General features: G+C 61.5%; 24 protein-coding genes and 1 pseudogene. 21 read left to right on the top strand and 4 right to left on the bottom strand.

All coding sequences use genetic code 11. The features are described from left to right. Nucleotides 1–226: 226 nt before the first annotated feature. The 3 genes from lpxC to recN all read left to right on the top strand — a co-directional run bounded on the left by lpxC (nt 227) and on the right by recN (nt 3949). Nucleotides 227–1147, top strand: coding sequence for a UDP-3-O-acyl-N-acetylglucosamine deacetylase (gene lpxC, locus N7U68_RS06025; protein ID WP_165197299.1), 921 nt, complete (start codon nt 227–229; stop codon nt 1145–1147). Nucleotides 1148–1398: 251 nt separating this feature from the next. Next, nucleotides 1399–2262, top strand: a complete 864-nt coding sequence (locus N7U68_RS06020; RefSeq protein WP_241188139.1) for an outer membrane protein assembly factor BamD — start codon at nt 1399–1401, stop codon at nt 2260–2262. A gap of 40 nt (nt 2263–2302) precedes the next feature. Beyond that, entirely contained in the window at nt 2303–3949 is a 1647-nt protein-coding gene (gene recN, locus N7U68_RS06015) for a DNA repair protein RecN (RefSeq protein ID WP_263048560.1), read from the top strand. A gap of 175 nt (nt 3950–4124) precedes the next feature. Here the strand turns inward: recN and pyrG are convergent, their stop codons facing one another. The 3 genes from pyrG to N7U68_RS06000 form a co-directional block, all read right to left on the bottom strand. Further along, entirely contained in the window at nt 4125–5768 is a 1644-nt protein-coding gene (gene pyrG, locus N7U68_RS06010) for a CTP synthase (protein ID WP_263048559.1), read from the bottom strand. A gap of 183 nt (nt 5769–5951) precedes the next feature. Beyond that, nucleotides 5952–6314 (bottom strand): preprotein translocase subunit SecG, encoded by a 363-nt coding sequence (gene secG, locus N7U68_RS06005; protein WP_263048558.1) that lies wholly within the window; start codon nt 6312–6314, stop codon nt 5952–5954. A gap of 115 nt (nt 6315–6429) precedes the next feature. Continuing rightward, entirely contained in the window at nt 6430–6825 is a 396-nt protein-coding gene (locus N7U68_RS06000; protein ID WP_165197306.1) for a DUF6524 family protein, read from the bottom strand. Between the two features lie 142 nt (nt 6826–6967). Between N7U68_RS06000 and N7U68_RS05995 the strand changes: the two genes are divergently transcribed. The 3 genes from N7U68_RS05995 to N7U68_RS05985 all read left to right on the top strand — a co-directional run bounded on the left by N7U68_RS05995 (nt 6968) and on the right by N7U68_RS05985 (nt 9268). Next, nucleotides 6968–8263: an adenylosuccinate synthase gene (locus N7U68_RS05995; protein WP_263048557.1), complete on the top strand. Its 1296-nt coding sequence runs from the start codon at nt 6968–6970 to the stop codon at nt 8261–8263. After that, the gene (locus N7U68_RS05990) at nt 8263–8496 is read left to right on the top strand and encodes a DUF2842 domain-containing protein (protein WP_165197310.1); all 234 of its coding nucleotides are present in this window, start codon (nt 8263–8265) and stop codon (nt 8494–8496) included. The genes N7U68_RS05995 and N7U68_RS05990 overlap by 1 nt, the downstream gene beginning before the upstream one ends. A gap of 94 nt (nt 8497–8590) precedes the next feature. Next, nucleotides 8591–9268: a 5-formyltetrahydrofolate cyclo-ligase gene (locus N7U68_RS05985; RefSeq protein WP_263048556.1), complete on the top strand. Its 678-nt coding sequence runs from the start codon at nt 8591–8593 to the stop codon at nt 9266–9268. Nucleotides 9269–9280: 12 nt separating this feature from the next. Here the strand turns inward: N7U68_RS05985 and N7U68_RS05980 are convergent, their stop codons facing one another. Next, nucleotides 9281–10021 (bottom strand): FadR/GntR family transcriptional regulator, encoded by a 741-nt coding sequence (locus tag N7U68_RS05980; RefSeq protein ID WP_165197314.1) that lies wholly within the window; start codon nt 10019–10021, stop codon nt 9281–9283. A 150-nt stretch (nt 10022–10171) separates the two neighbouring features. On the opposite strand from N7U68_RS05980, the gene N7U68_RS05975 reads away from it, so the two are divergent. The 15 genes and pseudogenes from N7U68_RS05975 to ribB all read left to right on the top strand — a co-directional run bounded on the left by N7U68_RS05975 (nt 10172) and on the right by ribB (nt 26711). Further along, nucleotides 10172–10894: a DUF2182 domain-containing protein gene (locus tag N7U68_RS05975; RefSeq protein WP_263049115.1), complete on the top strand. Its 723-nt coding sequence runs from the start codon at nt 10172–10174 to the stop codon at nt 10892–10894. A gap of 3 nt (nt 10895–10897) precedes the next feature. Then, the gene (locus N7U68_RS05970; protein ID WP_165197316.1) at nt 10898–11545 is read left to right on the top strand and encodes a DUF1326 domain-containing protein; all 648 of its coding nucleotides are present in this window, start codon (nt 10898–10900) and stop codon (nt 11543–11545) included. After that, nucleotides 11542–12057, top strand: coding sequence for a DinB family protein (locus N7U68_RS05965; RefSeq protein ID WP_263048555.1), 516 nt, complete (start codon nt 11542–11544; stop codon nt 12055–12057). The genes N7U68_RS05970 and N7U68_RS05965 overlap by 4 nt, the downstream gene beginning before the upstream one ends. Beyond that, nucleotides 12054–13162 (top strand): annotated as a pseudogene (locus tag N7U68_RS05960) (dimethylsulfoniopropionate demethylase). The gene N7U68_RS05965 and the pseudogene N7U68_RS05960 overlap by 4 nt, the downstream one beginning before the upstream one ends. A 69-nt stretch (nt 13163–13231) precedes the next feature. After that, nucleotides 13232–14218: an acryloyl-CoA reductase gene (gene acuI, locus N7U68_RS05955; protein WP_263048554.1), complete on the top strand. Its 987-nt coding sequence runs from the start codon at nt 13232–13234 to the stop codon at nt 14216–14218. A 711-nt stretch (nt 14219–14929) separates the two neighbouring features. Then, the gene (locus N7U68_RS05950; RefSeq protein ID WP_165197322.1) at nt 14930–15433 is read left to right on the top strand and encodes a division/cell wall cluster transcriptional repressor MraZ; all 504 of its coding nucleotides are present in this window, start codon (nt 14930–14932) and stop codon (nt 15431–15433) included. Between the two features lie 3 nt (nt 15434–15436). Continuing rightward, nucleotides 15437–16417 carry a 16S rRNA (cytosine(1402)-N(4))-methyltransferase RsmH gene (rsmH, locus tag N7U68_RS05945; protein ID WP_263048553.1) on the top strand — a complete coding sequence of 327 codons (981 nt, stop codon included), beginning with the start codon at nt 15437–15439 and terminating at the stop codon, nt 16415–16417. Next, nucleotides 16417–16764 carry a cell division protein FtsL gene (gene ftsL / locus N7U68_RS05940; protein WP_206295711.1) on the top strand — a complete coding sequence of 116 codons (348 nt, stop codon included), beginning with the start codon at nt 16417–16419 and terminating at the stop codon, nt 16762–16764. Before rsmH ends, ftsL begins: the two co-directional genes overlap by 1 nt. Continuing rightward, complete coding sequence (locus tag N7U68_RS05935; RefSeq protein WP_165197326.1) at nt 16761–18551, top strand: peptidoglycan D,D-transpeptidase FtsI family protein; 1791 nt, start codon at nt 16761–16763, stop codon at nt 18549–18551. Before ftsL ends, N7U68_RS05935 begins: the two co-directional genes overlap by 4 nt. 18 nt (nt 18552–18569) lie before the next feature. Continuing rightward, nucleotides 18570–20069, top strand: a complete 1500-nt coding sequence (locus N7U68_RS05930; protein ID WP_165197327.1) for a UDP-N-acetylmuramoyl-L-alanyl-D-glutamate--2,6-diaminopimelate ligase — start codon at nt 18570–18572, stop codon at nt 20067–20069. Beyond that, nucleotides 20066–21508: a UDP-N-acetylmuramoyl-tripeptide--D-alanyl-D-alanine ligase gene (locus N7U68_RS05925; RefSeq protein ID WP_263048552.1), complete on the top strand. Its 1443-nt coding sequence runs from the start codon at nt 20066–20068 to the stop codon at nt 21506–21508. Before N7U68_RS05930 ends, N7U68_RS05925 begins: the two co-directional genes overlap by 4 nt. Further along, nucleotides 21509–22591, top strand: a complete 1083-nt coding sequence (mraY, locus tag N7U68_RS05920) for a phospho-N-acetylmuramoyl-pentapeptide-transferase (RefSeq protein WP_165197329.1) — start codon at nt 21509–21511, stop codon at nt 22589–22591. Between the two features lie 94 nt (nt 22592–22685). Beyond that, nucleotides 22686–23993, top strand: coding sequence for a tetratricopeptide repeat protein (locus N7U68_RS05915; protein ID WP_263048551.1), 1308 nt, complete (start codon nt 22686–22688; stop codon nt 23991–23993). 132 nt (nt 23994–24125) lie between these two features. Beyond that, nucleotides 24126–25535 carry a UDP-N-acetylmuramoyl-L-alanine--D-glutamate ligase gene (gene murD / locus N7U68_RS05910; protein ID WP_263048550.1) on the top strand — a complete coding sequence of 470 codons (1410 nt, stop codon included), beginning with the start codon at nt 24126–24128 and terminating at the stop codon, nt 25533–25535. Between the two features lie 42 nt (nt 25536–25577). Beyond that, nucleotides 25578–26711 carry a 3,4-dihydroxy-2-butanone-4-phosphate synthase gene (gene ribB, locus N7U68_RS05905; RefSeq protein WP_263048549.1) on the top strand — a complete coding sequence of 378 codons (1134 nt, stop codon included), beginning with the start codon at nt 25578–25580 and terminating at the stop codon, nt 26709–26711.

Below are 26711 nucleotides of genomic sequence, written 5' to 3'. Positions count from 1 at the left end.
AAATTGGGCCGCCCAAGGCGGCCCTTTTTCTGTTTTAGCCGCAGAAATCGTGCCGCGTAACGCATGGTAAACAAATGGGTTTATGGCATTCGGCAAAAAACTGCCGAGCTTTGTTACATGGATGTTTCATTCGGTTGCAAAGATTGAGTTGAGGCTTCGGCACCCGTTCATTACTTCATGCGTTACCACTTCAGAGATACCACTCACTCTGGCGTATGAGGACAAATTGCAAACCACTGTGAACACCCCAATCCCCTTCGACGGTGTCGGCCTGCATTCAGGCCATGCCGCGCGTATGGTGATCCGCCCCGCTGGAGCGGATCATGGGATTGTGTTCCGCCGCGTGGACTGTGCATCGGGCACAGGTGATATTCCTGCGCTGTGGGACCGCGTGTTGCAATCACCACTCTGCACCCGTCTCGAAAACGACAAGGGTGTTCAGGTATCTACGGTAGAACACGTGATGGCTGCGCTGATGGGCTGTGGCGTTCATAACGCGCTGATCACCGTCGATGGTCCCGAAGCACCGATTCTTGACGGCAGTTCCGTCGAATTTGTGCGCGGCATTCTCGCTTGTGGCCTGCGCCAACTCTATCGCCCGGTACGGGCGCTGCGTGTGCTGAAGCCAATCGAAGTGCGCCGTGGTGATGCCGTGGCGCGTCTGACCCCACAAGATGCGCTGACGATCGAATTCGACATTGATTTCGCGGACGCCGCTATCGGTGTGCAAAAGAAAACGCTGAACATGGCCAATGGCAGCTTTGTGCGCGAACTGGCCAGCAGCCGCACATTTTGCCGTAAGGCGGATGTAGACGAGATGCGCGCAAACGGTCTTGCGCTGGGTGGATCGCTGGAAAATGCCGTTGTCGTTGACGGCGCGGATGTTCTCAGCCCCGGTGGCTTGCGTCACACAGACGAGGCCGTGCGCCACAAGATGTTGGATGCACTGGGCGATCTGGCGCTGGCAGGGGCCCCCATACTGGGCCTTTATCGTGGATCGCGTGCCGGTCACGCCCTGACGAACGAACTGTTGCGCACGCTCTTTGCAACACCCGACAGCTACGAGTGGGTGACCTGTGACGCCTCTGTTGCAGCCACTCTGCCCGGCGCTGGTGTACATTGGGGCGAGTTGCCGCGCGTCGCCTGACAGCACGTCAACCCATGTTCGTAACCTCCCAGCCGCAGCTTTTACAGCACGACCAGAATGCTTCCTTTCGGTTGAAACCCTCCGGGCGAAACACCACGGGAAATTTCAACCTGACGCCTGCTATTGAGAAACCGAATCCCGGCAGTGGGCGGGATTGCACCAACACCATAGCAAACAAGAGATTTCTTCACTGGCACAGCCGTTATGATTGGGCTACAAAACCTCTACTTGGGTTAGGGGACCGGTCCGGCATGATGCGCGGCAAAGTTTACGGCAGAATCGCGACACGGACGGCGGCGGCACTTGTGCTGGCGCTTGGCCTGACGGCGTGCAGCGGTATCAATAGCAAGCTTGAACGCGGCGACGTGGACTATGAGAACTTCTCAGCCAAACATATCTTTGAGCGTGGCGAATACGATCTGGCGCAGAACAACCCGGAATTGGCTGCGCAAAGCTTTGCCGAGGTTGAACGGCTATACCCGTATTCCGACCTGACCAAGCGCGCGGTCATCATGCAGGCCTATTCTTATCACCTTGATGAGGATTACGAGGCCAGCCGCTCTGCCGCGCAACGCTATATTGATTTTTACCCGACGGACGAGGATGCGGCCTATGCGCAGTATCTGCTCGCCCTTAGCTATTATGACCAGATCGACGAAGTTGGCCGCGATCAGGGCCTGACCTTTCAGGCGCTGCAATCGCTGCGCCGCGTGATCGAGGTTTATCCCGACAGTGAATATGCCCGCTCTGCGATTCTGAAATTCGATCTGGCTTTTGACCACCTCGCCTCCAAGGAAATGGAAGTCGGGCGGTACTATCTGCGCCGCGATCATTTTACCGCTGCGATTAACCGATTCCGTGTGGTGGTCGAGGATTTCCAGACCACATCCCACACAGCCGAGGCGCTGCACCGCTTGGTCGAAGCCTACGTATCACTTGGCCTGACGGACGAGGCACAGACCGCTGGTGCGATTCTGGGCCACAACTTCCGCGGCACGAAATGGTACGAGGATAGCTACGAATTGCTGACTCGGCGTGGTCTGGCACTGGAGGCGCGCGGCGACAACTGGCTGCGACAGGTCTATCGCCAGATGATCAAGGGCGAATGGCTGTAACACGGGCGGTGGGCTAAGGCCCACCCTACGGGGCAAAACGATGCTGCGCCATCTGGACATCCGCGACATGCTGATCATCGACCGGCTCGAGCTGGGCTTCGCGCCCGGTCTGAACGTGCTGACCGGCGAAACCGGCGCGGGGAAATCCATCCTTCTCGACAGCCTCGGCTTTGTTCTCGGATGGCGTGGCCGGGCCGAACTGGTGCGCAGTGGCGCAGATCAAGGCGAAGTGACTGCCGAATTTGACCTGCCGGATGACCACGCCGCCCATGCAGTGCTCGCCGAGGCCGGATTGCCGGGCGGTGACACGCTGATCCTGCGCCGTATCAATGCCGCTGACGGACGCAAGACAGCTTGGGTCAACGACCGACGCTGTTCGGGCGAGGTGCTGCGCCGGCTATCCGACACATTGATAGAACTACACGGTCAACATGACGACCGGGGGTTGCTGAATCCACGCGGCCATCGCCAGATGCTCGACTCGTTTGGCGCGCTTGACGCCGTGCGGGCAGAGGTCCGAGCCGCTTGGAAGGGCTGGAGCGCAGCGCGCCGCGCCGAATCCGATGCCGAAACGGCACTGGCCGCCGTGCGCGAAGAAGAAGATTTTCTGCGCCATGCCGTCACTGAGCTGGACGCGTTGAACCCGGCACCGGGCGAGGAGGCCGATCTCGACAGCCGCCGACGGATGATGCAGGGCGCGGAAAAGATGCGCGGCGACGTGCAGCGCGCGCAGCAGGCGCTGGGGCTGGAGGGTGCCGAGGGGGCAGCATCCGATGCGCTGCGCTGGCTCGAGGGTGCGGCAGATGCCGTAGAGGGGCGGCTTGATGCGCCACTCGCCGCGCTGGCGCGGGCAATGGTCGAACTGGACGAGGCAGGGCGCGGTGTCGCCGACTGCCTCGACGCACTCAGCTTTGATCCGCTCGAGTTGGAAGCCGCCGAAGAACGGCTCTTTGCGATCCGCGCGCTGGCGCGCAAACATGGTGTGGCCCCGGATGATCTGGGCGATTTCGCCACCGAATTGCGCACGCGCCTCAGCGCGCTTGACGATGGCGATTCCCATCTGGCCACGCTGCGCGCCGCCGCGCGGCAGGCAGCCGAGACATACGCGACGGCCGCGACCACGCTTCACACAGCTCGCGTCGAGGCCGCAACCCGGCTCGATGCGGCGGTTATGGCAGAACTTGCCCCGCTCAAGATGGAGCGCGCGGTCTTTGAAACCAGCATCATCGAGACGGACCCCGGCCCCGAAGGCACTGACGAGGTTGCCTTTCGCGTCGCCACCAACCCCGGCGCGCCGTCAGGACCGCTGGCCAAAATTGCATCCGGGGGCGAGCTAAGCCGCTTTCTGCTGGCGCTCAAGGTGTGTCTGACCGGCACACAAAGCGGCCTCACATTGATCTTCGACGAGATTGATCGCGGCGTGGGTGGTGCCACTGCCGACGCCGTCGGTCGGCGTCTCGCGCAATTGGCACAGGGTGGGCAGGTCTTGGTGGTCACCCATTCGCCACAGGTCGCGGCGCTGGCCGGGCACCATTGGCGCGTCGAAAAGCGTGTGACGGGCGAACAGACGCTCTCGACCGTGACACCGCTGAACACTCAGGACCGCGTGGACGAGATTGCCCGCATGCTGTCGGGCGATCGCGTGACCGACGAGGCCCGCGCAGCCGCCGAGGCGCTGATGGGCTGATCGCCTGGCGACCTGTTTGGATAACGCCGGCTGAGTGCCTTCTGCAAAGATATCCGGAACCGGTAGAAAAAAAAGGGCTTTTTCTTGGTCGAACTACCCCGGGGGCGTTGCGTTTTCATTGAAAATTCAACGTGGGAAAACTTAACGTGGGGCCGAGCCCCATCCTGTGGTGAACTCAGACCAGACGCGACGTCTCGATCGCCGCGCGCACGAAATCGGCAAAGAGCGGATGCGGCGCAAAGGGTTTTGATTTCAACTCGGGATGGAATTGCACCCCGATGAACCAAGGATGATCGGCCCATTCGACGATCTCGGGAAGCCGTCCATCGGGCGACATGCCCGAAAACCGCAGACCGCATTTTTCCAGCTTGTCCATATACTTGATGTCCACCTCATAGCGGTGGCGATGACGTTCCTCGATGGTGGTTGTGCCATAGACCTTCGCGACCTTTGACCGCTCCTTTAGGGTGGCGTCATAGGCGCCCAGCCGCATCGTTCCGCCCTTGTCGTCGCCGACTTTGCGGCGGACCTTGGCATTGCCCTGTACCCATTCCTTGAGGTGGTAAACCACCGGCTCGAACCGCTTGCGCCCGGCCTCGTGGTCGAACTCCTCGGACCCCGCCGCCTCGATCCCCGCGACGTTGCGAGCCGCCTCAATCACCGCCATCTGCATACCGAGGCAAATGCCGAGATAGGGAATTTTGCGGGTGCGGGCAAATTCGGCAGCCTTGATCTTGCCTTCGGTGCCGCGCTCGCCAAAGCCACCGGGCACGAGGATTGCATGAAAGCCTTCAAGGTGCGGGGCGGGGTCTTCGGTATCGAACACTTCGGCGTCGACCCATTCGACGTTGACCTTGACCCGGTTGGCCATGCCGCCATGCGTCAGTGCTTCTTTGATCGATTTATATGCATCTTCCAACTGGACGTATTTGCCGACAATGGCGATGTTCACAGTGCCATCGGTCTTGTGAGTCCGGTCGACCACATCGCGCCAAACGTCCAGATCGGGGCGTGGGGCAGGTGATATCTGAAACGCATCCAGAACAGCCTGATCCAGCCCTTCGTGGTGGTAGGCCAGTGGCGCTTCATAGATGGATTTCAGATCGTATGCAGCCACCACCGCCTCTTTGCGGACATTGCAGAACAGGGCGATCTTCTCGCGTTCCTTTTCCGGGATCGGTTGCTCGGATCGGCAGACGAGGATATCGGGCGCGATGCCGATGCTCTGCAATTCTTTGACGCTGTGCTGGGTCGGCTTGGTCTTCAGCTCACCACTCGCCGCCAGATAGGGCAGCAGGGTGAGGTGCATGAAAATACACTGACCACGCGGGCGATCATGGCTGAACTGGCGGATCGCCTCAAAGAACGGCAGCCCTTCGATATCGCCCACAGTACCGCCGATCTCGCAGAGCATGAAATCCACTTCACCATCGCCCACATCCAGAAATTCTTTGATCTGGTTGGTGACATGCGGAACCACCTGAATGGTCTTGCCCAGATAGTCGCCGCGGCGCTCTTTCTCCAGCACATCCGAATAGATGCGTCCGGAACTGACGGAATCGGTCATGCGCGCAGGCACGCCGGTGAACCGTTCGTAATGGCCCAGATCCAGATCGGTTTCGGCACCATCGTCGGTCACGAACACTTCGCCATGTTCGAACGGTGACATCGTGCCAGGATCGACATTCAGGTAGGGATCGAGCTTGCGCAACCGGACGGAAAATCCGCGTGCCTGCAACAGCGCGCCGAGTGCAGCCGAGGCCAGACCCTTGCCCAGAGAGGAAACCACGCCGCCTGTGATGAATATATAGCGCGCCATGCGTCGGCGACCCCCCGTGTTGTTTCTGGCCCAAGCCTCGTCAGATCAGCAACAAAGCATCACTGGTAGCGTGCGGAATACCGCAGCCCACGGGATTTAAGCCTATCAGGATTCGGCCCTGTTGTGCAACCGCGCCGCAACATGATGTTACGGAAATTCGGTATAGCCCAAGGCCTAGTTGTATTACTCCGCCGTCGGCAGAAGTGGTGCGTCGTCGTCCGCCGCAGGCGGCAGCAGGCTGCCACCGGACAGGCCGGGCGTTTCTTCCTCTGCCGCTGAGGGGGCCGGACTGTCAACGATCCGGTCCAGCACCGAACTGCCCGCCGCGTTGCGTGCGGCGATCACGGTCAGCGCCATTGACGTGCAGATGAATGCAATCGCCAATATCCATGTCAGCTTGCCCATCGCCGTTCCGGCCGAGCGACCCGCGGCAGCACCGCCACCTCCGCCCATGCCAAGTCCGCCCCCTTCCGAGCGTTGCAGCAAAACTGCGCCGATCAGCGACAGTGCCAGAAGGAGATGGATGATGAGAACGACGTTTTCCATGTAACGGCCCGCATTGGATTGGTTCAGGCGCTATCTATGCAATAACGTGCCGCCCCGCAACCCGACAATCACGGCAACTGCCTTCAGCTAGGGCAGGGGCAATCTGTCGATCTGATCAGTCGCCCACGTCATCCATATCAGATTGCCCGCTCAGGCGGCGGCGTACATGGCTCCAGCTCAGGCCGATACCCAGCACTGTGGCCAGAGTGGCAAGCCCCAGCCAAACCATTTCGTCCTGACTGTAAAGCGTCAGAACCCCGTAATCAAAGAGCACCCACAGCACGGCGCCAATGATGGCCGCGATCAGCAACATGCCAAATCCTCCGATGGACCGCAGAGTCGCACGCAGGTAGATGATGTAGCCGACCATCAGCAACAACCCGATCAACACCGCCAGCGGCATTTGCTCCGAATAATTCTGTGTTGCCCAGTGGACATAATTCCACTCGGTCGGATTGAAAGTGGCGGCCAGCAATACGAACGCCACGCACCAGCGAATAATGAACCCCATATGCCCTCTCGGATGGCTCCCGCGCCTAAAATGATCCCAACCACGGGGTCGTGTCCAGAGGGGCGCGACGATTTAACGGTTTCGCCGTCCGGTATGCCCCGCTATACCGACGCGGGTTTGACCGCAATTCAAGAGGATCAGCATGGCCAATGTCGTTGTCGTGGGCGCTCAATGGGGCGACGAAGGAAAAGGCAAAATCGTGGATTGGCTCAGTGAACGCGCTGATGTGATCGCGCGCTTTCAGGGTGGGCACAATGCCGGGCATACGTTGGTGATCGACGGCAAGGTATACAAGCTGAACGCGCTGCCTTCGGGCGTGGTGCGCGGTGGCAAGCTGAGCGTTATCGGCAATGGCGTCGTGCTGGATCCTTGGCATCTGGTCGAAGAGATCGCGAAGATTCGCGAGCAGGGCGTCGATATTACGCCAGCGACACTGATGATTGCGGAAAACACACCGCTGATTCTGCCGATCCACGGCGAACTGGACCGCGCCCGCGAAGAAGCGGCCAGCAAGGGCACCAAGATTGGCACCACCGGGCGCGGCATTGGCCCGGCCTACGAGGACAAAGTGGGCCGTCGCTCTGTCCGCGTGGCGGATTTGGCTGACGCGGCCACGCTTGAGGCGCGCGTTGATCGCGCATTGCAGCACCATGATCCGTTGCGCCGTGGCCTTGGGATCGAACCGGTTGACCGTGACGCGCTGATCGCGCAGTTGCGCGCCATCGCGCCCGAGATTCTGCAATACGCGGCCCCGGTCTGGAAAGTGCTGAATGACAAGCGCAAAGCGGGCAAACGCATCCTCTTTGAGGGCGCACAGGGCGCATTGCTGGACATTGATTTCGGCACCTATCCTTTTGTCACCTCGTCGAACGTGATCGCGGGTCAGGCCGCGACGGGCGTGGGAGTCGGGCCAAACGCCATTAACTATGTGCTGGGCATCGTCAAAGCCTACACCACCCGCGTCGGAGAAGGTCCGTTCCCGACCGAACTGGAGGATGACGATGGTCAGCGTCTGGGCGAGCGCGGCCGCGAATTCGGCACAGTCACCGGGCGCAAGCGGCGCTGCGGCTGGTTCGACGCGGCACTGGTGCGCCAGACCTGCGCCACCAGCGGTGTCAAGGGCATCGCCCTGACCAAGCTGGATGTTCTGGACGGATTCGACGTGCTGAGGGTCTGTGTCGGTTATGATCTGGACGGCACACGGCTTGATTATCTGCCCACGGCGGCGGATGCGCAGACCCGCTGCACCCCGATCTACGAAGAATTGCCGGGCTGGAGCGAATCGACTGAGAGCGCGCGCAGCTGGGCCGACCTGCCGGCCAACGCGATCAAGTATGTGCGCCGGGTGGAGGAACTGATTGATTGCCCGGTCGCGATGGTCTCGACCTCGCCCGAGCGTGACGACACGATCCTTGTCACTGACCCGTTCGCTGACTGATGGCGCTCAGTTACAAAGCCCGCCGTCGCTGGTCACTGGTGATCCTGTTGATCGGGTTGCCTGCCTATATCGTGGTGGTCATCAGTCTGGTGGCGATGATGGGTGACTTGCCACGCTGGGTGCAACTGCCGCTCTATGTCGTACTCGGGTTCGCGTGGATCGTGCCGTTCAAATTCGTCTTTCTCGGGGTGGGCAAGGCCGACCCCGATGCGGATCAGCCGCCCCAAGGCTAGGCCGCTTTCGGTATCGATCCGTCACTTGCAACCGCGGGTGCGATATGCTCACGTCTGGCCTGTATTCCGTTAGGTTTCAGGAGGGCGGCCCGCGATGCATTCCGAAGACAGATCAGACGACGACATACCGGGCGACGATCCCTGCTATCAACATCTCATTATTGCCGGCCACGCCATTGATCCGGCCACCGCCCGCGATGTGTCCCGCTTTCGCAAGGCCGAGCGCGCGCGCCTCTATGCGCTGCGCAACGCGGGCACTGCCGAGGATCGCGCGCAATTGTCGGATGCGATCGCGACCGAGCTGGACCGCGAACTGACCGATCTGGCAGGTCGCATCATCGCTGCCTACTGGCCGATCCGGTCCGAGCCTGACCTGCGCGACTGGATGACGCGCGCACATGAGGCGCGCGCGCGTATCGTCCTGCCTGTGGTGGTCGAGAAGAACGCCCCCCTGATTTTCCGCACATGGGCACCACGCTGCGCGATGGAGCGCGGTATTTGGAACATCCCCGTGCCCTCTGACGGGGCAGAGGCTACGCCCGATATCGTGATTTCACCGCTGCTGGGCGTGGACGAGGCAGGATACCGTCTGGGCAATGGCGGTGGGTATTATGACCGCACCTTGGCAGCGATGGAAACGCCACCCCTCATCGTCGGAATCGGCGCTCCGGACTGTCGGATAAAGACGATCTATCCAATGCCGTGGGATGTGCCTATGACCATGACCGTGCTGGGCGATGGCAATACGCAGCACTATCCGGCATCCGCCTGAGCGGTGCGCGACCTAACGCTTTTGCCGCGCGGCCATGACGTCGCGCGCCAGTGACAACGTGTAACGCTCCAGCTCTTGCAGCGCGCCATCGGCAGCGGCGGCATCGCGCGCTTCCAGCGCGTCGGCGATACGGGTGTGCAGCGCGATGATCGCGCCGCGCGACCGGGCGGTAAAGGTGATCATGTTCATCAGCGGCTGCATCGCCTCTATCGCCCCGGCCAGCTGGTAGCCCAGCACCGGGTTGCCCGCCCCGTCCACCAGCGCGCGGTGAAACGCTACGTCTGAGGCGCAGAACCCTTCGTCACTCAGCCCCGGTTGCCCCTGTCGATGAATTTCCGCCCGCATGCTGGCCAACTGGTCCGCCGTGCAGCGCAGGGCAGACAGCGGCGCACAGGCCCGTTCCAGCGCATAGCGCGCCTCGCAGGCCACATCAAAGCTGACGTCATTCATGCTCAGCAGCAGTGTCGCAGTGGTGATCTGCTGACCATAGGCCTCGGAATAGCTCAGCCTATTGACGAATGCCCCACCAAATGCCCCGCGCTGGGTACGGATCAACGACTGTGCCGCGAGCCGCTTTAGCGCCTCGCGGACAGTCGGGCGCGAGACGTTGAATTGCTCGGCCAGTTCAGCCTCAGAAGGCAGCCGCTCATCCACGATCATCTCGCCCGAGATGATCGCATCGCGAATCGCCGTCGCAATCTGTGCGGACAAGTCCGATTTCGGCGCGGGTTTGGAGGCGGATACAGATTTCATTTGTCAGACGTTTAAAGGTCTGACATTTTCCCGGCAAGATGTGAATTGCGACTCAGCAGAGGAAAACCATCCGTGCGCACCATTCTTGCAACGCCGCTTCGGAACGTGCTGTGGCTCGGCTTCTTCGCCGCGATCCTCGCTGCGTGGTGGATGATGTATGTGATGGCGATGCAAATGGACCTCGATCTGTTGGGGCGGCCGGGCACGCAGGGCGCAATGATGGCGGCTATGGACCCGCGGATGCCGATGGACATGCCGATGGCGCGTTTCGGTCCGCTCTTTGCCATGTGGGCGATTATGATGGCCGCGATGATGCTGCCGACACTGGTGCCCACACTGCGCAGCTACGAGGATTTGATGGTCTCCGCCAATGGCAGTCGCGCCGGGTGGCTGGGCGTTGTGGCGGGATATGGCATCGTCTGGGTCGGGTTCGCCGCCGTGATCACCGGCGTTCAACTCGCGCTGCTTTATGGCGGTGTGGTGGACATGCTGGGCATTGCCAAATCGCCGCTCTTTGCCGGGGGATTGCTGATCGCAGTCGGCGCGTTCCAGTTCACTCGCGCCAAAGAGGTCTGCCACGGCGTCTGCCACAGCCCGATGACCTACTTTTTGGGTCACTGGCGCAGCGGCGCGGCCGGCGGATTGCGTATGGGGCTGGGGCTGGGTGCATTCTGTGTCGGCTGCTGCTGGGGCTTCATGGCGCTCGGCTTTGCCGGCGGCGTGATGAACCTTGCGTGGATGGGACTGGCGACCCTGTTCATGGTGATTGAGAAACTGCCGCAGATCGGCCACCGGGTGACGCGCCCGATGGGCCTGATTTTGATTGTTGGTGGTCTGGCTGTTGTGGCCACGCCACTGTTCACCGGAGGATAGAAAATGTCAGCAAACCCGAAACCCGACAACGCGCCTTTGCCCGAATGGGCCATCAAAGGCGAATTGTTTCTGAACTGCTCGTGCGATGTGTTCTGCCCTTGCGTCGTCAGCCTTGGGGCGCACCCTCCCACCGAGGGGCATTGTCACGCATGGATGGCGATTGCCATCGATCAGGGCGAATACGACGGTGCCGATCTGTCGGGGCTGAACGTGGGTATTCTGGCCGATATTCCCGGTCGCATGGGCGAAGGAAACTGGAAGGTCGCGCTGTATGTCGATGATCGTGCCAGCGACGCGGCATTTGACGGTATTTGCCAGATTTTTTCCGGCGCGGCAGGCGGGACAACCGGCCTCTTTACCATGCTGGTGTCCGAAATCATCGGGGTCCAGCGTGAACCGGTCGAGATCGTCCGCGAAGGCAAGACCCGCAGCATCCGCATTGGCCGCAAGATTCAGGGCGAAATTGAAATGATCGACGGCGCCAACCCCGATCAGCCGGTCACGATCACGAATTCGCAATACTGGATGGGCCCCGACATCATCGCTGCCAAAGGCAAGAAAAGCCGGGTGCGCGATTATGGCCGCATCTGGGACTTCGGCGGAAAATCAGCAGAGATCTGCCCGATCGACTGGAGCGGCCCGGGCAAATGATTGTCTCGCCCTCGTTCTGCGCAATGATGGCGCGCTACAATATGTGGCAGAACGCGTCGCTTGTGACAGCGGCGGATCAGCTGAATGAGGGCGCACGCGTTGCGGATCGTGGCGCATTCTTTGGGTCGATCATGGGAACATTCAGCCATCTGCTCTGGGCGGATACGATCTGGATGTCGCGCTTCGATGGCTGGGATGCACCCGTGGGCGGTATTCCGGGCAGTGCCGCGCTGCACCCTGACTGGACTGCGTTCAAATCCACACGCACGCGCGCCGACCGCCGGATACTCGGTTGGGCCGACCGGTTGGATACCGACGATCTGGAGGGGGAACTCAGCTGGCATTCCGGCGCATTGGGGCGTGATGTGTCCCGACCCTATGCGATGTGCATCGCGCATTTCTTTAACCACCAAACCCACCACCGCGGGCAGATACACGCCATGCTCACCGCTGCGGGCGCGGGCCCCGGCGATACGGATCTGTTCGTCATGCCAGAGGATATCGGATTTTGATCACACCACTCCTGTCCCCCTCACGCCGGTTGCGGCGTACCCCCTTGCCGCCGGTGTCGAGGCCGAAGGGGTCAAAGCCTATACGGTTTACAATCGCATGCTGCTGCCGACTGTGTTCGAGAGCGTTCAAGCCGATTATCGCCACTTGAAAGAGCATGTGCAGGTCTGGGATGTCTCTTGCGAGCGACAAGTGGAATTGCGCGGCCCGGACGCCGCGCGACTGATGCAGATGCTGACGCCGCGCGACCTGCGCGGGATGACTGCCGGGCAGTGCTACTACGTGCCCATCGTGGATGAAACCGGCGGCATGCTGAACGATCCGGTGGCGGTCAAGCTGTCCGAGGACCGCTGGTGGATTTCGATCGCCGACAGTGACCTGCTGCTCTGGGTCAAGGGGATCGCAAACGGCTATCGCCTCGATGTGCTGGTGGATGAACCCGACGTGTCGCCGCTGGGTGTACAGGGACCCAAGGCGGATGACCTGATGGCCCGCGTTTTTGGCGATGCCGTGCGCGACGTGCGGTTCTTTCGCTACGGGATGTTTGATTTTCAGGGTCGCAGCATGGTGGTGGCGCGCTCGGGCTACTCCAAACAGGGCGGATTCGAGATCTATGTCGAGGGCGGCGATATCGGTATGCCGTTGTGGGACGCGCTGTTTGAGGCCGGGCGTGACCTGAATGTGCGGGCCGGGTGCCCGAACCTGATCGAGCGGATCGAAAGTGGCCTGTTGAGCTATGGCAACGACATGACGATGGCCAACACCCCACATGAATGCGGGCTGGGGCGGTTCTGTAACACCCATACGGCGATTGGATGCATCGGCCGTGATGCGCTGCTGCGTGTGGCCAAGGAAGGCCCGGTACAACAAATCCGTGCCATCGAGATTGCAGGCGATGCGGTGCCCGGTTGCGACCGACCCTGGCCGCTATATGCAGGCGATGTGCGCGTAGGGCAGATCACCTCGGCGGCGTGGTCGCCCGATTTTGACACCAACGTGGCCATCGGAATGGTGCGGATGACCCATTGGGACGCAGGGGCCGAATTGCGCGTCGATGTACTGGGCGCGGATCGCGCGGCACGGGTCCGCGAAACGTTCTGGGCCTGAGCGCCGCGGGTGCGCGTGCCGCATCGGATATTTTTGGAACATTGAAAGACACTGAAAGAGGAGAACGGCATGTTCAACGCATTGGTTGTTGAAAAGAACGAAGAGACCGGCAAGACGAGCGCCGCCGTGCAGCAGATTTCCGAAGACGCGCTGCCAGACGGAGAGGTGACTGTCGCGGTCGAATACTCGACTGTGAACTACAAGGACGGGCTGTGCATCGGGCCGGGCGGCGGGCTGGTACGCAAATATCCGCATGTGCCCGGTATTGATTTCTCCGGCACGGTCGAGACGTCCTCGGATGACCGGTATCAGCCCGGCGACAAGGTTGTGCTAACCGGCTGGCGCGTGGGAGAGGCTCATTGGGGCGGGTATTCGCAAAAGGCGCGGGTCAAGGCCGATTGGCTGGTACCATTGCCCGACGGGATTGATGCGCGTCAGGCGATGGCGGTGGGCACGGCAGGGTTTACCGCGATGCTGGCTGTCATGGCGCTGGAGGATCACGGAATCAAGGATGGTCCGGTGTTGGTCACCGGGGCTGCAGGCGGTGTTGGTTCGGTCGCAACCGCCATTCTGGCGGGGCTGGGCCATGAGGTGGCCGCCGTCACCGGACGCCCCGAAACCGGTGATTACCTCCGGGGGTTGGGTGCGACGCAGATCGTCGCGCGCGACGAGATCAACGAAACGGTTAAACGTCCGCTGGAGGCCGAAACCTGGGGTGGGTGTGTTGATGCGGTCGGCAGCGCCATGTTGGCGCGTTTGCTGGGGCAGATGAAATACGGCGCTTCTGTCGCGGCTGTCGGCCTTGCCGGTGGGGCTGACCTGCCGGGCACGGTGATTCCGTTCCTGCTGCGCGGTGTAAATCTGCTGGGGATCGACAGTGTCATGCAGCCCTATGACAACCGGTTGCGCGCGTGGAAGCGGATTGCCAGCGATCTGCCGATGGACAAGCTGGAGGCGATGGTCCAACCCGCAACGCTGAGCGAGTTGCCCGGACTGGGCCGAGATATCCTCAAAGGTCAGGTCAAAGGCCGCGTGGTCGTCGACGTTAACGCCTGATTCTGCCGGATCAGGGCGGGTAGGGGCCTCGGCGCGCGTCGCCGGGGCCCTTTTCCATTCATTTTCGGGAAATCATGGGAATGGCGTGGCTGAGAAGGGGATCCAAGCCTTCACAGCAGGCTGTCGTGTCGCGACTCGTCCGATTCGGGGCGATTCACAGCGGGATTGCGGTGGTAGATCGTGTGATTTTCTGCGCATAGAGGCGCGCGCGGAACCATCATCGGGCGCCAAAATGCAAAAAAGATCGAAAAATTCGGGAAAATCTGGCAGGTTTTTGGGGCTTTCGTCGATCACTACATCTTGTGTTTTTGCGTCTTGATTGCGCTAGGTTCTGCGTAAATCCGGTTTCCGCGCCCCACAGCATCTTGTTTTTCTGAACCTTCCAAAACAATATCCAGTAGGTTTTGGGTAAGTTTTCCATTGATTTCCATGAAGTACCATGGCAATCATGTTTACACGATGAGGACGGGAACAAGGGGCACCAAACGACCCCGAATAAAACAACCCAAGTCAGGTTTCATACAGGCACTTCCGCTTCATCATGACGAAGAGATCCGGCGCGCGAGCGAGCAGACATCCCCCCAGGTGGCGCGCGCAGTCGGACACCCCGCTAGAGCGGGACGAGGGCGGCGGGTTGATCAGTGGCAGCAGATCAACCCGTCGTTTCGTGTTTAAGGGGTCATTAACGGGGGGAGAGAGGCGAACGGGACAGTGGTTCTCAGCTTCAGAGGCGAGTTCAACCAGAAGGTTGACGGTAAGGGTCGGATGTCGATCCCTGCCGATTTTCGCGCTGTGCTGGCGGATGGCGACCCAAAATGCCCCGAGGCCGCGCTGCCCCGTTTGGTGGTACTGCATGGCCCGCACCTGAAAAATTGCCTTCACGCCTATACCATAGATGCCATGGCTGAAATCGAGGCCGGTATCCGCAAACTGCCGCGCGGCTCGGTCGAGCGCAAGCGCGCCAGCCGCATGATCTTGGGCAAATCGTGGAGCACCGAAGTGGACAAGGACGGGCGGATCGTACTGCCGCAGCGTCTGCGTCAACAGATCGGCCTGGAAGGCGAGGCTGTCATGGCCGCTATGGGCGAATACTTCGAGATATGGAATGCGCAGACCTATGATGTGGTCGAGGCGGCAGAGACCGAGGAATGGCTGGACGATCAGCCGGACGATTTCGATCCGCTGACACTCATCCCCCTGCCGTCAGAGGGCTGACCGATGGGGAGCGACGCCGCAAACAGCCCCCACGTTCCGGTTCTCATCACCCCGCTGATCGCCGCCTGCGCACCAATAGCCGGACATTGGATCGACGGCACGCTGGGGGCGGGGGGCTATGCGCGTGCCCTGCTGGACGCGGGTGCCGATCAGGTAACGGGGGTGGACCGCGATCCGATGGCAATCGAGATGGCCGCCGAATGGGCGGACGCTTACGGCGCGCGGATGACGGTTGTTCAGGCGCAGTTTTCGCAGATGGATCAGGTCGCGGACGCCGCCGATGGGGTCGTGCTGGATCTGGGCGTGTCGTCCATGCAGCTTGATCAGGCGCGGCGCGGGTTTTCGTTCATGCGCGACGGGCCGCTCGATATGCGAATGAGCCAGTCTGGCCTGACGGCGGCTGATCTGGTCAATTCCGTGGACGAGGGCGAATTGGCCGATATCCTCTTTCTCTACGGCGAGGAACGCGCCAGCCGCCGCATCGCCCGTGCCATTGTGCGCAAGCGCGCCGAGGTGCCGATCGTCAGCACATTGCAACTGGCCGAGATCATCGAGGGATGCTTGCCGCGTGCCAAACCGGGACAGGCGCATCCGGCGACGCGCAGCTTTCAGGCGATCCGCATCGCGGTAAACGATGAGTATGGCGAGCTGATCGGAGGGCTGGAAGCCGCCGAGCGTGTCTTGCGCCCCGGCGGGCATCTGGCAGTCGTCACCTTTCATTCGATCGAGGATCGCATGGTCAAACGGTTCTTTCAGTCGCGCGCAGGCGGCGGCGGCGGCAGTCGTCACGCGCCCGAGCTAGAGAGTTTCGCACCGCAATTCATCCAAGCCAGTCGCAAGGCCATCTCCGCAGACGAGGCTGAATTGGCCAGTAACCCGCGCGCGCGTTCGGCCCGGCTGCGGGTGGGAATGCGCACCGATGCGCCACCGGGTGTCACCGACCGCAAGGCGCTGGGTATGCCGCTGCTGAAAGGGGACTACTGATGCGCAGTTTGTTCTATGTTCTCAGTGCTATGGCGGTGATCGGTCTGGCCTATTGGGCCTACCATGAAAACTATCGCACTCAGGACGCCCATGCACAGGCCGAAGCACTGGAAGACCAGATTGCGATAGCCCGGCAACGCTTGCGCGTGCTCAACGCTGAATGGGCCTATCTCAACCGTCCCAGCCGTCTGCGCGAACTTGCCGATATAAATTTCGAGCGGCTCGGCCTGATGCCGTTGCAGCCCTACCAGTTCGGGCGGATTGATCAGGTGGCGTTTCCGCCGGCTGAACTGCCGTTGGTTTTTGACAAGTCAATCGACGTTTCCGATCAGGAGCAGATCCAATGATCCGCACCCCGCTTCGCCCGCTCGCCCGTATTCTGTCCGCCCGTGACAAGGGTGAAAACCCCGACGCCATCGAGCGCGAGAATATCCGCCTGCGTCACGAACAGATGCGGGACCGATCGCGCCGCCGTGCCGAAAGCAGATTGCTGATGCTGGGGGCAATGTTCTTCTGCGCCTTTGCCTTGATTGGCGGGCGTATGGGCCTTTTGGCCCAGTCAGAGCCGTCCGAGCCGCGCGCCAGCGCCGCAGGCATCGACATTCTGGCGCAGCGGGCTGACATCGTGGACCGCCATGGGCGTATCCTTGCGACCAATTTTGACACGCACAGCCTATATGCCCAGCCACAACAGATGATCGAGCCAGAGCGCGCCGCGCAAAAGCTGGTCGAAATCTTTCCCGATCTGGATCAGGCGCGTCTGCTAAAGGACTTTACAGGGAAACGTAAATTCCTGTGGATAAAGAAAAAAATCAGCCCCGAACAGCAGCAGCTTGTGCATGATATTGGTGAACCGGGTTTGCTGTTTGGCCCGCGTGAAATGCGGCTATACCCCAATGGAAATCTGGCCGCGCATGTGCTGGGCGGCGCGGGTTTTGGCCGCGAGGGCGTACATGCCGCCGAGGTGATCGGCGTCGCCGGGATCGAAAAGTTTTTCGATGAACGTCTGCGCGATCCGGCTTATGGGGGTCGCCCTCTGGAACTGTCACTCGACCTGACCGTACAGGCGGCAACAGAACGTGTGCTTTATGGCGGCATGAGCATAATGAACGCCAAAGGTGCCGCAGCGGTGCTGATGGATGCGCATACCGGCGAAGTCATCGCCATTGCCTCGCTGCCTGATTTTGATCCCAACGACCGCCCCCGTCCTCTGACCAAGGGCGATGCAGGCGACAGCCCGCTCTTTAACCGCGCGGTGCAGGGCGTCTACGAGCTGGGATCGACGTTCAAGATTTTTGCCGTGGCGCAGGCTCTCGAACTGGGGCTGGTCAACGAAAACACCATTATCGACACCGCAGGCCCGATGAGGGTCGGTGGCTTTCCCATCGGGGAATTCAACAACAAGAATTATGGCAAACTCAGCGCGTCCGATGTCATCGTCAAAAGCTCGAACCGGGGGACCGGTCGCATTGCGCTTCAGATCGGGCCAAAGCGACAGCAGGAGTTTCTGAAATCTCTGGGTTTCTTTGAACCCACCCCGCTGGAAATCATCGAGGCCGGAGGCGGCAAACCGCTATTGCCACAGCGTTGGACAGACCTATCCACAGTCACCATCTCCTATGGGCACGGGTTGTCCTCCAGTCCGCTGCATCTGGCGGCAGGATATGCGGCCATCGCCAATGGTGGGCGCATGATTCAGCCGACGCTGATCCGTCGCGACGCACCACAGGCGGGGACGCGGGTGATGTCAGAAAATACCGCTGCCGCCGCGCGCCGTATGCTGCGCAACGTTGTGGCATCGCCGTCTGGTACAGCCAGCCTTGGCGAAGTGCCCGGCTATGCCGTCGGCGGCAAGACTGGCACGGCGGACAAGCCCCGACCGCGCGGCGGGTATTATGAGGACAAGGTTATCGCGACCTTTGCCTCGATCTTTCCGGCGCACGACCCGCGCTATGTGCTGATCGTCACGCTGGACGAGCCGGTAGAGACGTCTGGCAGCAAGCCGCGCCGCACTGCGGGCTGGACCGCTGTGCCGGTGGCCGCCGAAATCATCACGCGCGTAGCGCCGCTGCTGGGCCTTCGGCCCACGATTGAACCCGCGCCGCTGACTGGTATAACGCTGACATCGAATTAGACCTGAGGTGGCGGGCAGATGTCGGCAGGACAAGATAAATCACTGGCGGAACTGGGGCTGACCGCTCAGGGTGGCACCGGCGCCGGAGCGCAGGTGCGCATCACCGGTCTGGCCGTCGACAGCCGACAGGTTCGTGACGGCACGCTTTTTGCCGCATTGCCTGGCACACGGGTGCATGGTGGCGAATTTATCCAATATGCGTTGCGGCAGGGGGCGTCTGCGGTTCTGACTGATGCCGAGGGCGCGCGCATCGCCGCCGATGAACTGGCGGCCAGCGATGCAGCATTGGTCATCGCACAGGATCCGCGCCAAACGCTGGCCTATGCCGCTGCCTTGTGGTTTGGGCTTCAGCCCGAGGTGATGGTGGCCGTGACCGGCACCAACGGTAAAACATCCGTGGCCAGCTTCACCCGTCAGATCTGGTCTGAGCTGGGCCATGCGGCGATCAATCTGGGCACCACCGGCGTTGAGGGTGATTATACCGCACCACTGGCGCACACCACGCCAGAGCCGATCACCCTGCACCGAGTACTGGCAGAAGCCGCCCGCGCCGGCGTAGACCACGCGGCGATGGAAGCCTCCAGTCACGGGCTGGAACAGCGCCGGTTGGACGGTGTTCGGCTGGCGGCTGCCGGGTTCACCAATTTCACGCAGGACCATCTGGACTATCACGCCGATTTCGGGGCCTATTTTAACGCCAAGGCGGGGCTTTTTGACCGGGTATTGCCCGAGGATGGCATCGCCGTGATCAACATTGACGACCCGCGCGGGTCGGACATGGCGCTCATCGCGCATGATCGCGGTCAGGAAGTGATCACTGTTGGCCGCAACGAGGCAGCAGACCTGTGTTTGCAGGCCCAGCGGTTCGAGGCGACGGGCCAGACCATGCGCTTTGCCTGGAATGGGCAGCAGCAGCAATGCACGATGCAGTTGATCGGCGGGTTTCAGGCGGAAAACGTGTTGATGGCGGCTGGATTGGTGATCGCTGCAGGGGCCGACCCCAAGCGCGTGTTCGAGACATTGCCGCACATGCGCACCGTGCGTGGACGCATGCAGTTGGCTGCCACCCGCGAAAGCGGCGCGGCGGTTTTTGTCGACTATGCCCACACACCCGGTGCGGTCGAAACGGCCATTCGTGCGTTGCGCCCCCATGTCATGGGCCGCCTGATCGCCATCGTCGGCGCGGGCGGTGATCGCGACACTGCGAAACGTCCGCTGATGGGGGCTGCGGCGGCGGAAACGGCTGATCTGGTCATCGTCACCGACGACAACCCGCGCAGCGAAGACCCCGCCACGATCCGCGCGGCCGTCATGCAGGGATGTCCGGACGCGACCGAAGTCGGCGACCGCGCCGAGGCGATACTGCGGGGCGTTGACGCGCTTGGGCCCGGCGATGCGCTGCTGGTGCTGGGCAAGGGACATGAGACAGGCCAGACCGTGGGCGACGACGTGTTGCCCTTTGATGATGCCGAACAGGCCAGCGTTGCCGTGTCGGCGCTGGACGGGGGCATCGCATGAGCAGCCTGTGGACCGCCAGCGAGGCCGCCGCAGCGACCGGCGGGCGGGCTGTGGGGGATTGGCAGGCAAGAGGCGTCTCGATCGACACACGCACGTTGGTGGCCGGCGATCTCTTTGTGGCGCTTCAGGCCGCCCGCGACGGCCATGATTTCGTCGCTCAGGCGTTGGAGCAAGGCGCTGCTGCTGCCTTGGTCAGCCACATACCCGACGGAGTGGCGGCAGATGCGCCGCTGCTGATCGTCGATGACGTGCTGAAGGGGCTGGAGTCATTGGGCATCGCTGCCCGCGCGCGCAGCACCGCGCGCGTGGTGGCCGTGACCGGGTCTGTTGGCAAGACGTCCACCAAGGAAATGCTGCGCGAGGTGCTGGGCAGGCAGGGCCGCACCCACGCCGCCGAAGCCAGCTACAACAACCAGTGGGGCGTACCGCTGACACTGGCGCGGATGCCCGCCGACACTGAATTCGCCGTGATCGAGATCGGTATGAATCACCCCGGCGAAATCGCACCCCTCAGCCGTCTGGCGCGCCCGCATGTCGCGCTCATCACGACCGTCGCCGCCGCACATCTGGAAGCGTTTGAGAACATCGACGGGATCGCGGTTGAAAAGGCAGCGGTTTTCGACGGGCTGGAACCCGGCGGCACCGCCATCATCAATGCCGATCTGGACACGTCGCACCTGTTGCTGACCGCCGCCGCCGCACAAGGGGCCAAGACGGTCACTTTCGGTGAGACAAGCGATCAATATTGGTTGATTTCCGCAAAGCTGAGCGATGACAGAACGATCGTACAGGCCGATTTGCGCGGCACGCCGGTGACGTTCAAGCTGACCAGCGCCGGTCGCCACTTCGCGATGAACGGCCTTGCGGTGCTCGCCGCTGCCGAGGCGCTGGGCGCGGATGCGGGCGTTGCTGCCCCTGATCTGGCCTGTTGGCTACCGCCTGCCGGGCGCGGCACCCGCGATACGGTGCTGCTCGACCCCGGTGATGACAGCTGGACGATTGATCTGATCGACGACGCGTTCAATGCCAATCCGACTTCAATGGAGGCTGCGCTCGAAGTGCTGGCCGCCAGCACACCCCATGACGGTGTGGGTCACGTCGCAAGAGGCCGCCGCATCGCGATTCTGGGGGATATGCTGGAACTTGGCACAGGCGAGGCCGAAATGCACCGCGCATTGGCCCGGTCGCCGCATCTCGATGCGGTGGCGCGGATTCACTGTGTCGGCCCGCGTATGCGGTTGCTATACGACGCACTGCCAGAGGTGAAACGCGGCCGCTGGTCTGATACCGCAGAGGCACTGGTGCCCCATGTGCTGAGCATGGTAGACGCGGGCGACGTGATCCTGGTCAAGGGGTCAAAGGGCAGCAAGGTCAGCCTGATTGCCGAGGCTTTGCGCAAAACCGGGCGGCACAGTCGCTCACACACAAGGGACGACTGAATGTTCTACTGGTTGACCGCACTTTCTGATGGCGGCGATGTCTTCAACCTTTTCAGGTATATCACGTTCCGCACCGGCGGCGCGTTCCTAACGGCGCTAATCTTTGGCTTTCTCTTCGGGCCGCCCCTGATCAACGTGCTGCGCAAAAGGCAGGGCAAAGGGCAGCCGATCCGTGACGACGGTCCAGAGGGGCATATCGCCAAGGCAGGCACACCGACGATGGGCGGGTTGCTGATCGTAGGTGCTTTGCTGACCTCGACATTGCTCTGGGCCCGGCTCGACAATCCGTTTGTCTGGCTCGTCCTGTTTGTCACCATCTCCTTTGGCCTGATCGGATTTGCCGATGACTACGCCAAAGTGTCCAAGCAGAATGTAACTGGCGTATCGGGCAAGCTGCGGCTGGGTCTGGGCTTTATCATCGCGGGGATCGCGGCCTACTGGGCGACGATGTACCATCCGGCTGAATTGCAGAACCAACTGGCCCTGCCGGTATTCAAGGACACGCTGATCAACCTCAGCTTTCTCTTTGTGCCCTTTGCCACCATCGTCATTGTCGGTTCCGCTAATGCGGTGAACCTGACCGACGGGCTGGACGGGCTGGCAATCATGCCCGTGATGATCGCTGCCGGAACGCTGGGCATCATCGCCTATGCGGTCGGGCGGGTCGACTTTACCGAATATCTCGATGTGCATTACGTGGCGGGGACGGGCGAAATTCTGGTCTTTGTTGCGGGCTTGATTGGCGGCGGCCTTGGATTCTTATGGTACAACGCCCCCCCGGCGGCGGTGTTCATGGGCGACACCGGTAGTCTTGCCTTGGGCGGCGCGCTGGGCGCCATTGCCGTGGCCACGAAACACGAGATCGTGCTGGCCATCGTCGGTGGTCTCTTTGTGGTCGAGGCACTGAGTGTGATCATTCAGGTGCTTTACTTCAAACGCACCGGTAAACGGGTGTTCCTTATGGCCCCGATCCATCACCACTACGAGAAAAAGGGCTGGGCAGAACCGCAGATCGTCATCCGCTTCTGGATCATCTCGCTGATCCTCGCGATGATCGGACTGGCGACGCTGAAGGTGCGGTAAAAGCAACTTATCCGCCCTCAGCGGATGCCCGACGTCTGGCACTTTCCTTTTGAGGATTATCAGATACCTTGGCCGTATTCAGTTGGGGTGTTAAATGCTGGAAACCCTTCTCGGCATATTGTCAGATTACGCGATTCCATTGGGTGCCGTCGCGGCTGGTCTGGCTATTGTCGAGACCGTGTTCGCCCCATTTCGCAAGCTCTTTCGAAAGGCCGAAACTGTCGAACTGGGGCAGGAAACCCGCGAAGCCCTCAACGCGCCAAAGGCCAAAGATGGCCCCGCCCTCACGGTCGCCGAATTCATCCGCATCCGCCGCGAGCTGAAAGCCGAGCTTGAAGCCGAACTGACAGGCGCATCCCAAGATGAAAAACAACAACTGCTTGCCCGTATCGCTGAACTCGAATCCCAGATCGCCGATCCCGAACCGGCGCTGGCCGAGTCCAGAAAACGCATCGCCGAACTCGAAGCCTTGCTGGAACGCTCCGGTAACGACATCGGTGGTGATCGCCTGAACGCCGCCCGCGCGGCGCTGGAAAAGGGCGACTATTCCATCGCGGATGATCTCTTTGCCGAAATCGAGGCCCGCCGCGAGATGGAAGTGCACGAAGCCGCCCGCGCCGCCTATGGCCGTGGAGAGATCGCCGAGGCGGAAATACGCTGGGCCGATGCCGCCACGCACTATGCGCGCGCAGCACGGCTGCACCCGGAATTTGATAGCCTTTATAAAGCGGTTCACTTCTCTCAACTGGCCGGGGAGTATCATCAGGCCGAGCGTATCGCAGAAGATTTGGTCACCCTGGCACGCCAAGACGCAAATGATGCTGCGCGTTCCCGCGCTTTGGATTTGCAAGCAACCGTTCTTTGGCGTTTGGGGCGTAATTTCGAGGCGGAACCGATATCTCGCGAGGCGCTGGAGATTGACCGCGCCACGATAGGCGAGGCGCATCCGGCCTATGCCACCCGCCTCAATAACCTCGCGGGCGTGGTTCAGGCGCAGGGCCGCTACGCCGAAGCCGAGGGGCTGTACCGCGAGGCGCTGGAGGTTGGCCGCGCCACGATAGGCGAGGCGCATCCGGACTATGCCACCCACCTCAATAACCTCGCACACGTGGTTCAGGCGCAGGGCCGCTACGCCGAAGCCGAGGGGCTGTACCGCGAGGCGCTGGAGGTTGACCGCGCCACGATAGGCGAGGGGCATCCGGCTTATGCCACCCACCTCAACAACCTCGCGCTCGTGGTTCAGGCGCAGGGCCGTACTGAGGAAGCTAAGGGGCTATGCCGTGAGGCGCTGAAGATCGTCACAGCCACACTTGACCCGGATCACCCCACCACGAAAACACTTCAATCCAACCTCGACGATCTGCTCAAACCCCAAGCCCCGCCTCCTGCATCTGACACCTGACCGCCGCCTGCGGCACCGACGCAATACCGACCCGATACCGACGCAATACCGATGCGCCAAAATCGCGCCGCTCTGGACGCCGCCTGCGGCCTCGGGTAGCTCTGGACATCAGGGCACAACGAGGGGCGCAGCATGATACCGGTGGTGGGATTTGCAAATCAAAAGGTCGCTATTCTGGGCCTTGGCCGCTCTGGCCTCAGTGCCGCCAGGGCGTTGCGCGCGGGCGGGGCGCAGGTGCTGTGCTGGGATGATAACGCGCTGGCACGGGTGGCGGCAGAGGCCGAGGATTTCGAGGTCCGCGACCTTGGCCGCGATGGCGCGCTGGATGGCGTGGCCAGCCTGATCGTCAGCCCCGGAATCCCGCATCTCTACCCCAACCCGAACAAGACTATTACGATTTCCCAACAGCTTGGCATCCCTGTCGATAACGATATCGGTCTCTTCTTTCGCTCATTCGCCACCAGCGGTTGGGAGGCGTTTGAGACCCCCCCGCGTGTCATTGCCGTCACCGGCTCCAACGGCAAATCCACCACTTCGGCGTTGATCCATCACATCCTGCTCGAGGCAGGCAGGACGTCGCAACTGGCGGGCAATATCGGGCGCGGTGTACTGGACATCGATCCGCCAGAAAATGGCGGTGTCGTGGTGTTGGAACTCAGCAGCTACCAGACCGAACTGGCCCGCGCCCTGACCCCCGACATCGCGGTTTTCACCAACCTCACCCCCGACCATCTGGATCGTCACGGCGGGCTGGGCGGATATTTCGCCGCCAAACGACGCCTCTTTGCCGAAGGTGGTCCCGACCGCGCGGTGATCGGCGTAGACGAGCCGGAAGGGCAGTTTCTGGCCGGGCAACTCAGCGAGGGGCCGGGCGACGATCGGGTGATCCGCGTATCATCGGGGACCAAGCTGACAGGGCCGGGCTGGCAGGTTTTTGCGCGCAAGGGGTTTCTGGCCGAATACCGCAAGGGGCGTCAGGCAGGCAGCATTGATTTGCGCAAGATCAAGGGGTTGCCCGGTGCGCACAACCATCAGAACGCATGCGCCGCTTATGCGGCATGCCGCAGTCTAGGGCTGGCTCCCGGCGTGATCGAGGCGGCGCTGCACAGCTATCCGGGTCTGCCACACCGCAGTCAGGTCATCGCGGAGGCGGGTGGCGTGACCTATATCAACGATAGCAAGGCCACCAATGTCGACAGCGCGCTCAAGGCGCTGATGGCGTTTGATCGGGTGCGTTGGATTTGTGGTGGGTTAGAAAAGGAAGGCGGGCTATCCGCTCTTGCCCCGGCGCTGGATCGCGTCGCAAAGGCCTACGTCATCGGGCGCGAGGCGGCCGGTTTTGCCGTGCAGTTGGACGGAGTCGAGGCCGAGGTCTGCACCACGATGGAATCTGCCGTGGGGCAGGCAATCAACGACGCGCAACCGGGCGAGACAGTGCTTTTGGCACCGGCCGCTGCCAGCTTTGATCAGTATGACAATTTCGAGCAGCGCGGTGATGACTTTACCCGTCTCGTCCGCGCGGCACTCGGCTCTGGTCAATAGTGGCGCGCTGCGCTATTTGCAGGCGCAAATGTGAGAGGCCCCATGACAGAAAACGCGCCATATCAGAAACCCGGACCGGTTGAGGCCGATCTGCGCGGAGCGATCTCAAGCACCGAAGAGATTATCGCCGAGGCAAAAGCCGGACGCATGTATATTCTCGTGGATCACGAGGACCGCGAAAACGAAGGCGATCTAGTGATTCCGGCCGAATTCGCCGATGCTGCAGCCATCAACTTCATGGCGATACACGGGCGGGGGTTGATCTGCTTGCCGATGACGGCCGAACGGATCGAGCATCTGGGCCTGCCGATGATGGCAGTCAACAATTCCTCGCGCCACGAGACGGCATTCACCGTGTCGATCGAGGCGAGAGAGGGCGTAAGCACCGGGATTTCCGCTGCTGATCGGGCGCTGACCGTCGCAACGGCAATCAATGACCAGAACACCGCCGGTTCCATAGCGACGCCGGGCCACGTCTTTCCTCTGCGGGCTCGCAATGGCGGGGTGCTGGTGCGTGCAGGCCATACCGAGGCGGCCGTCGATATATCACGCCTTGCCGGGCTGCATCCTTCGGGCGTGATCTGCGAGATCATGAAAGAAGACGGCACCATGGCGCGGTTGCCAGACCTCATCGAAATCGGTGCGAAACACGGGTTAAAGATCGGTACGATTAGCGATTTGATCGCCTACCGGCACAAGCATGACAATCTGGTTCGCGAAACCGGGCGTGAAGTCGTTGAGTCGCATATCGGTGGCACATGGGATATGCGCATCTTCACCGACCAGATCAGCGGCACCGAACATATCGTGCTGGTCAAGGGTGACATCACCTCCGGCGGGCCGGTTCTGGCGCGGGCACATGCGCTGAACGCGCTGGAGGATGTACTGGGTATCGGTGGCGCGCCGGGTGGCAAACTGCCGCGCGCGATGCAGATCATTGCCGATGAAGGACGCGGCGCGATCTTCCTGTTCCGTCAACCGCGACCGAAGCTTGCCGGTGAAATAGACGATGATGGTCCGCGCACGATCAAACAGACCGGGCTGGGGGCCCAAATCATGTCCACGATGGGGGTGCATGAACTGGTCTTGCTGACCGACAGTCCGGATACAAGGTATCTTGGTCTTGATGCCTACGGGATCACCATCACTGGCACCCATCCTCTGAGCAAGGGATAA

The organism is Roseovarius pelagicus, assembly GCF_025639885.1.
Classification (GTDB): Bacteria; Pseudomonadota; Alphaproteobacteria; order Rhodobacterales; family Rhodobacteraceae; genus Roseovarius; species Roseovarius pelagicus.
This window is presented reverse-complemented; position numbering and strand designations above follow the sequence as displayed.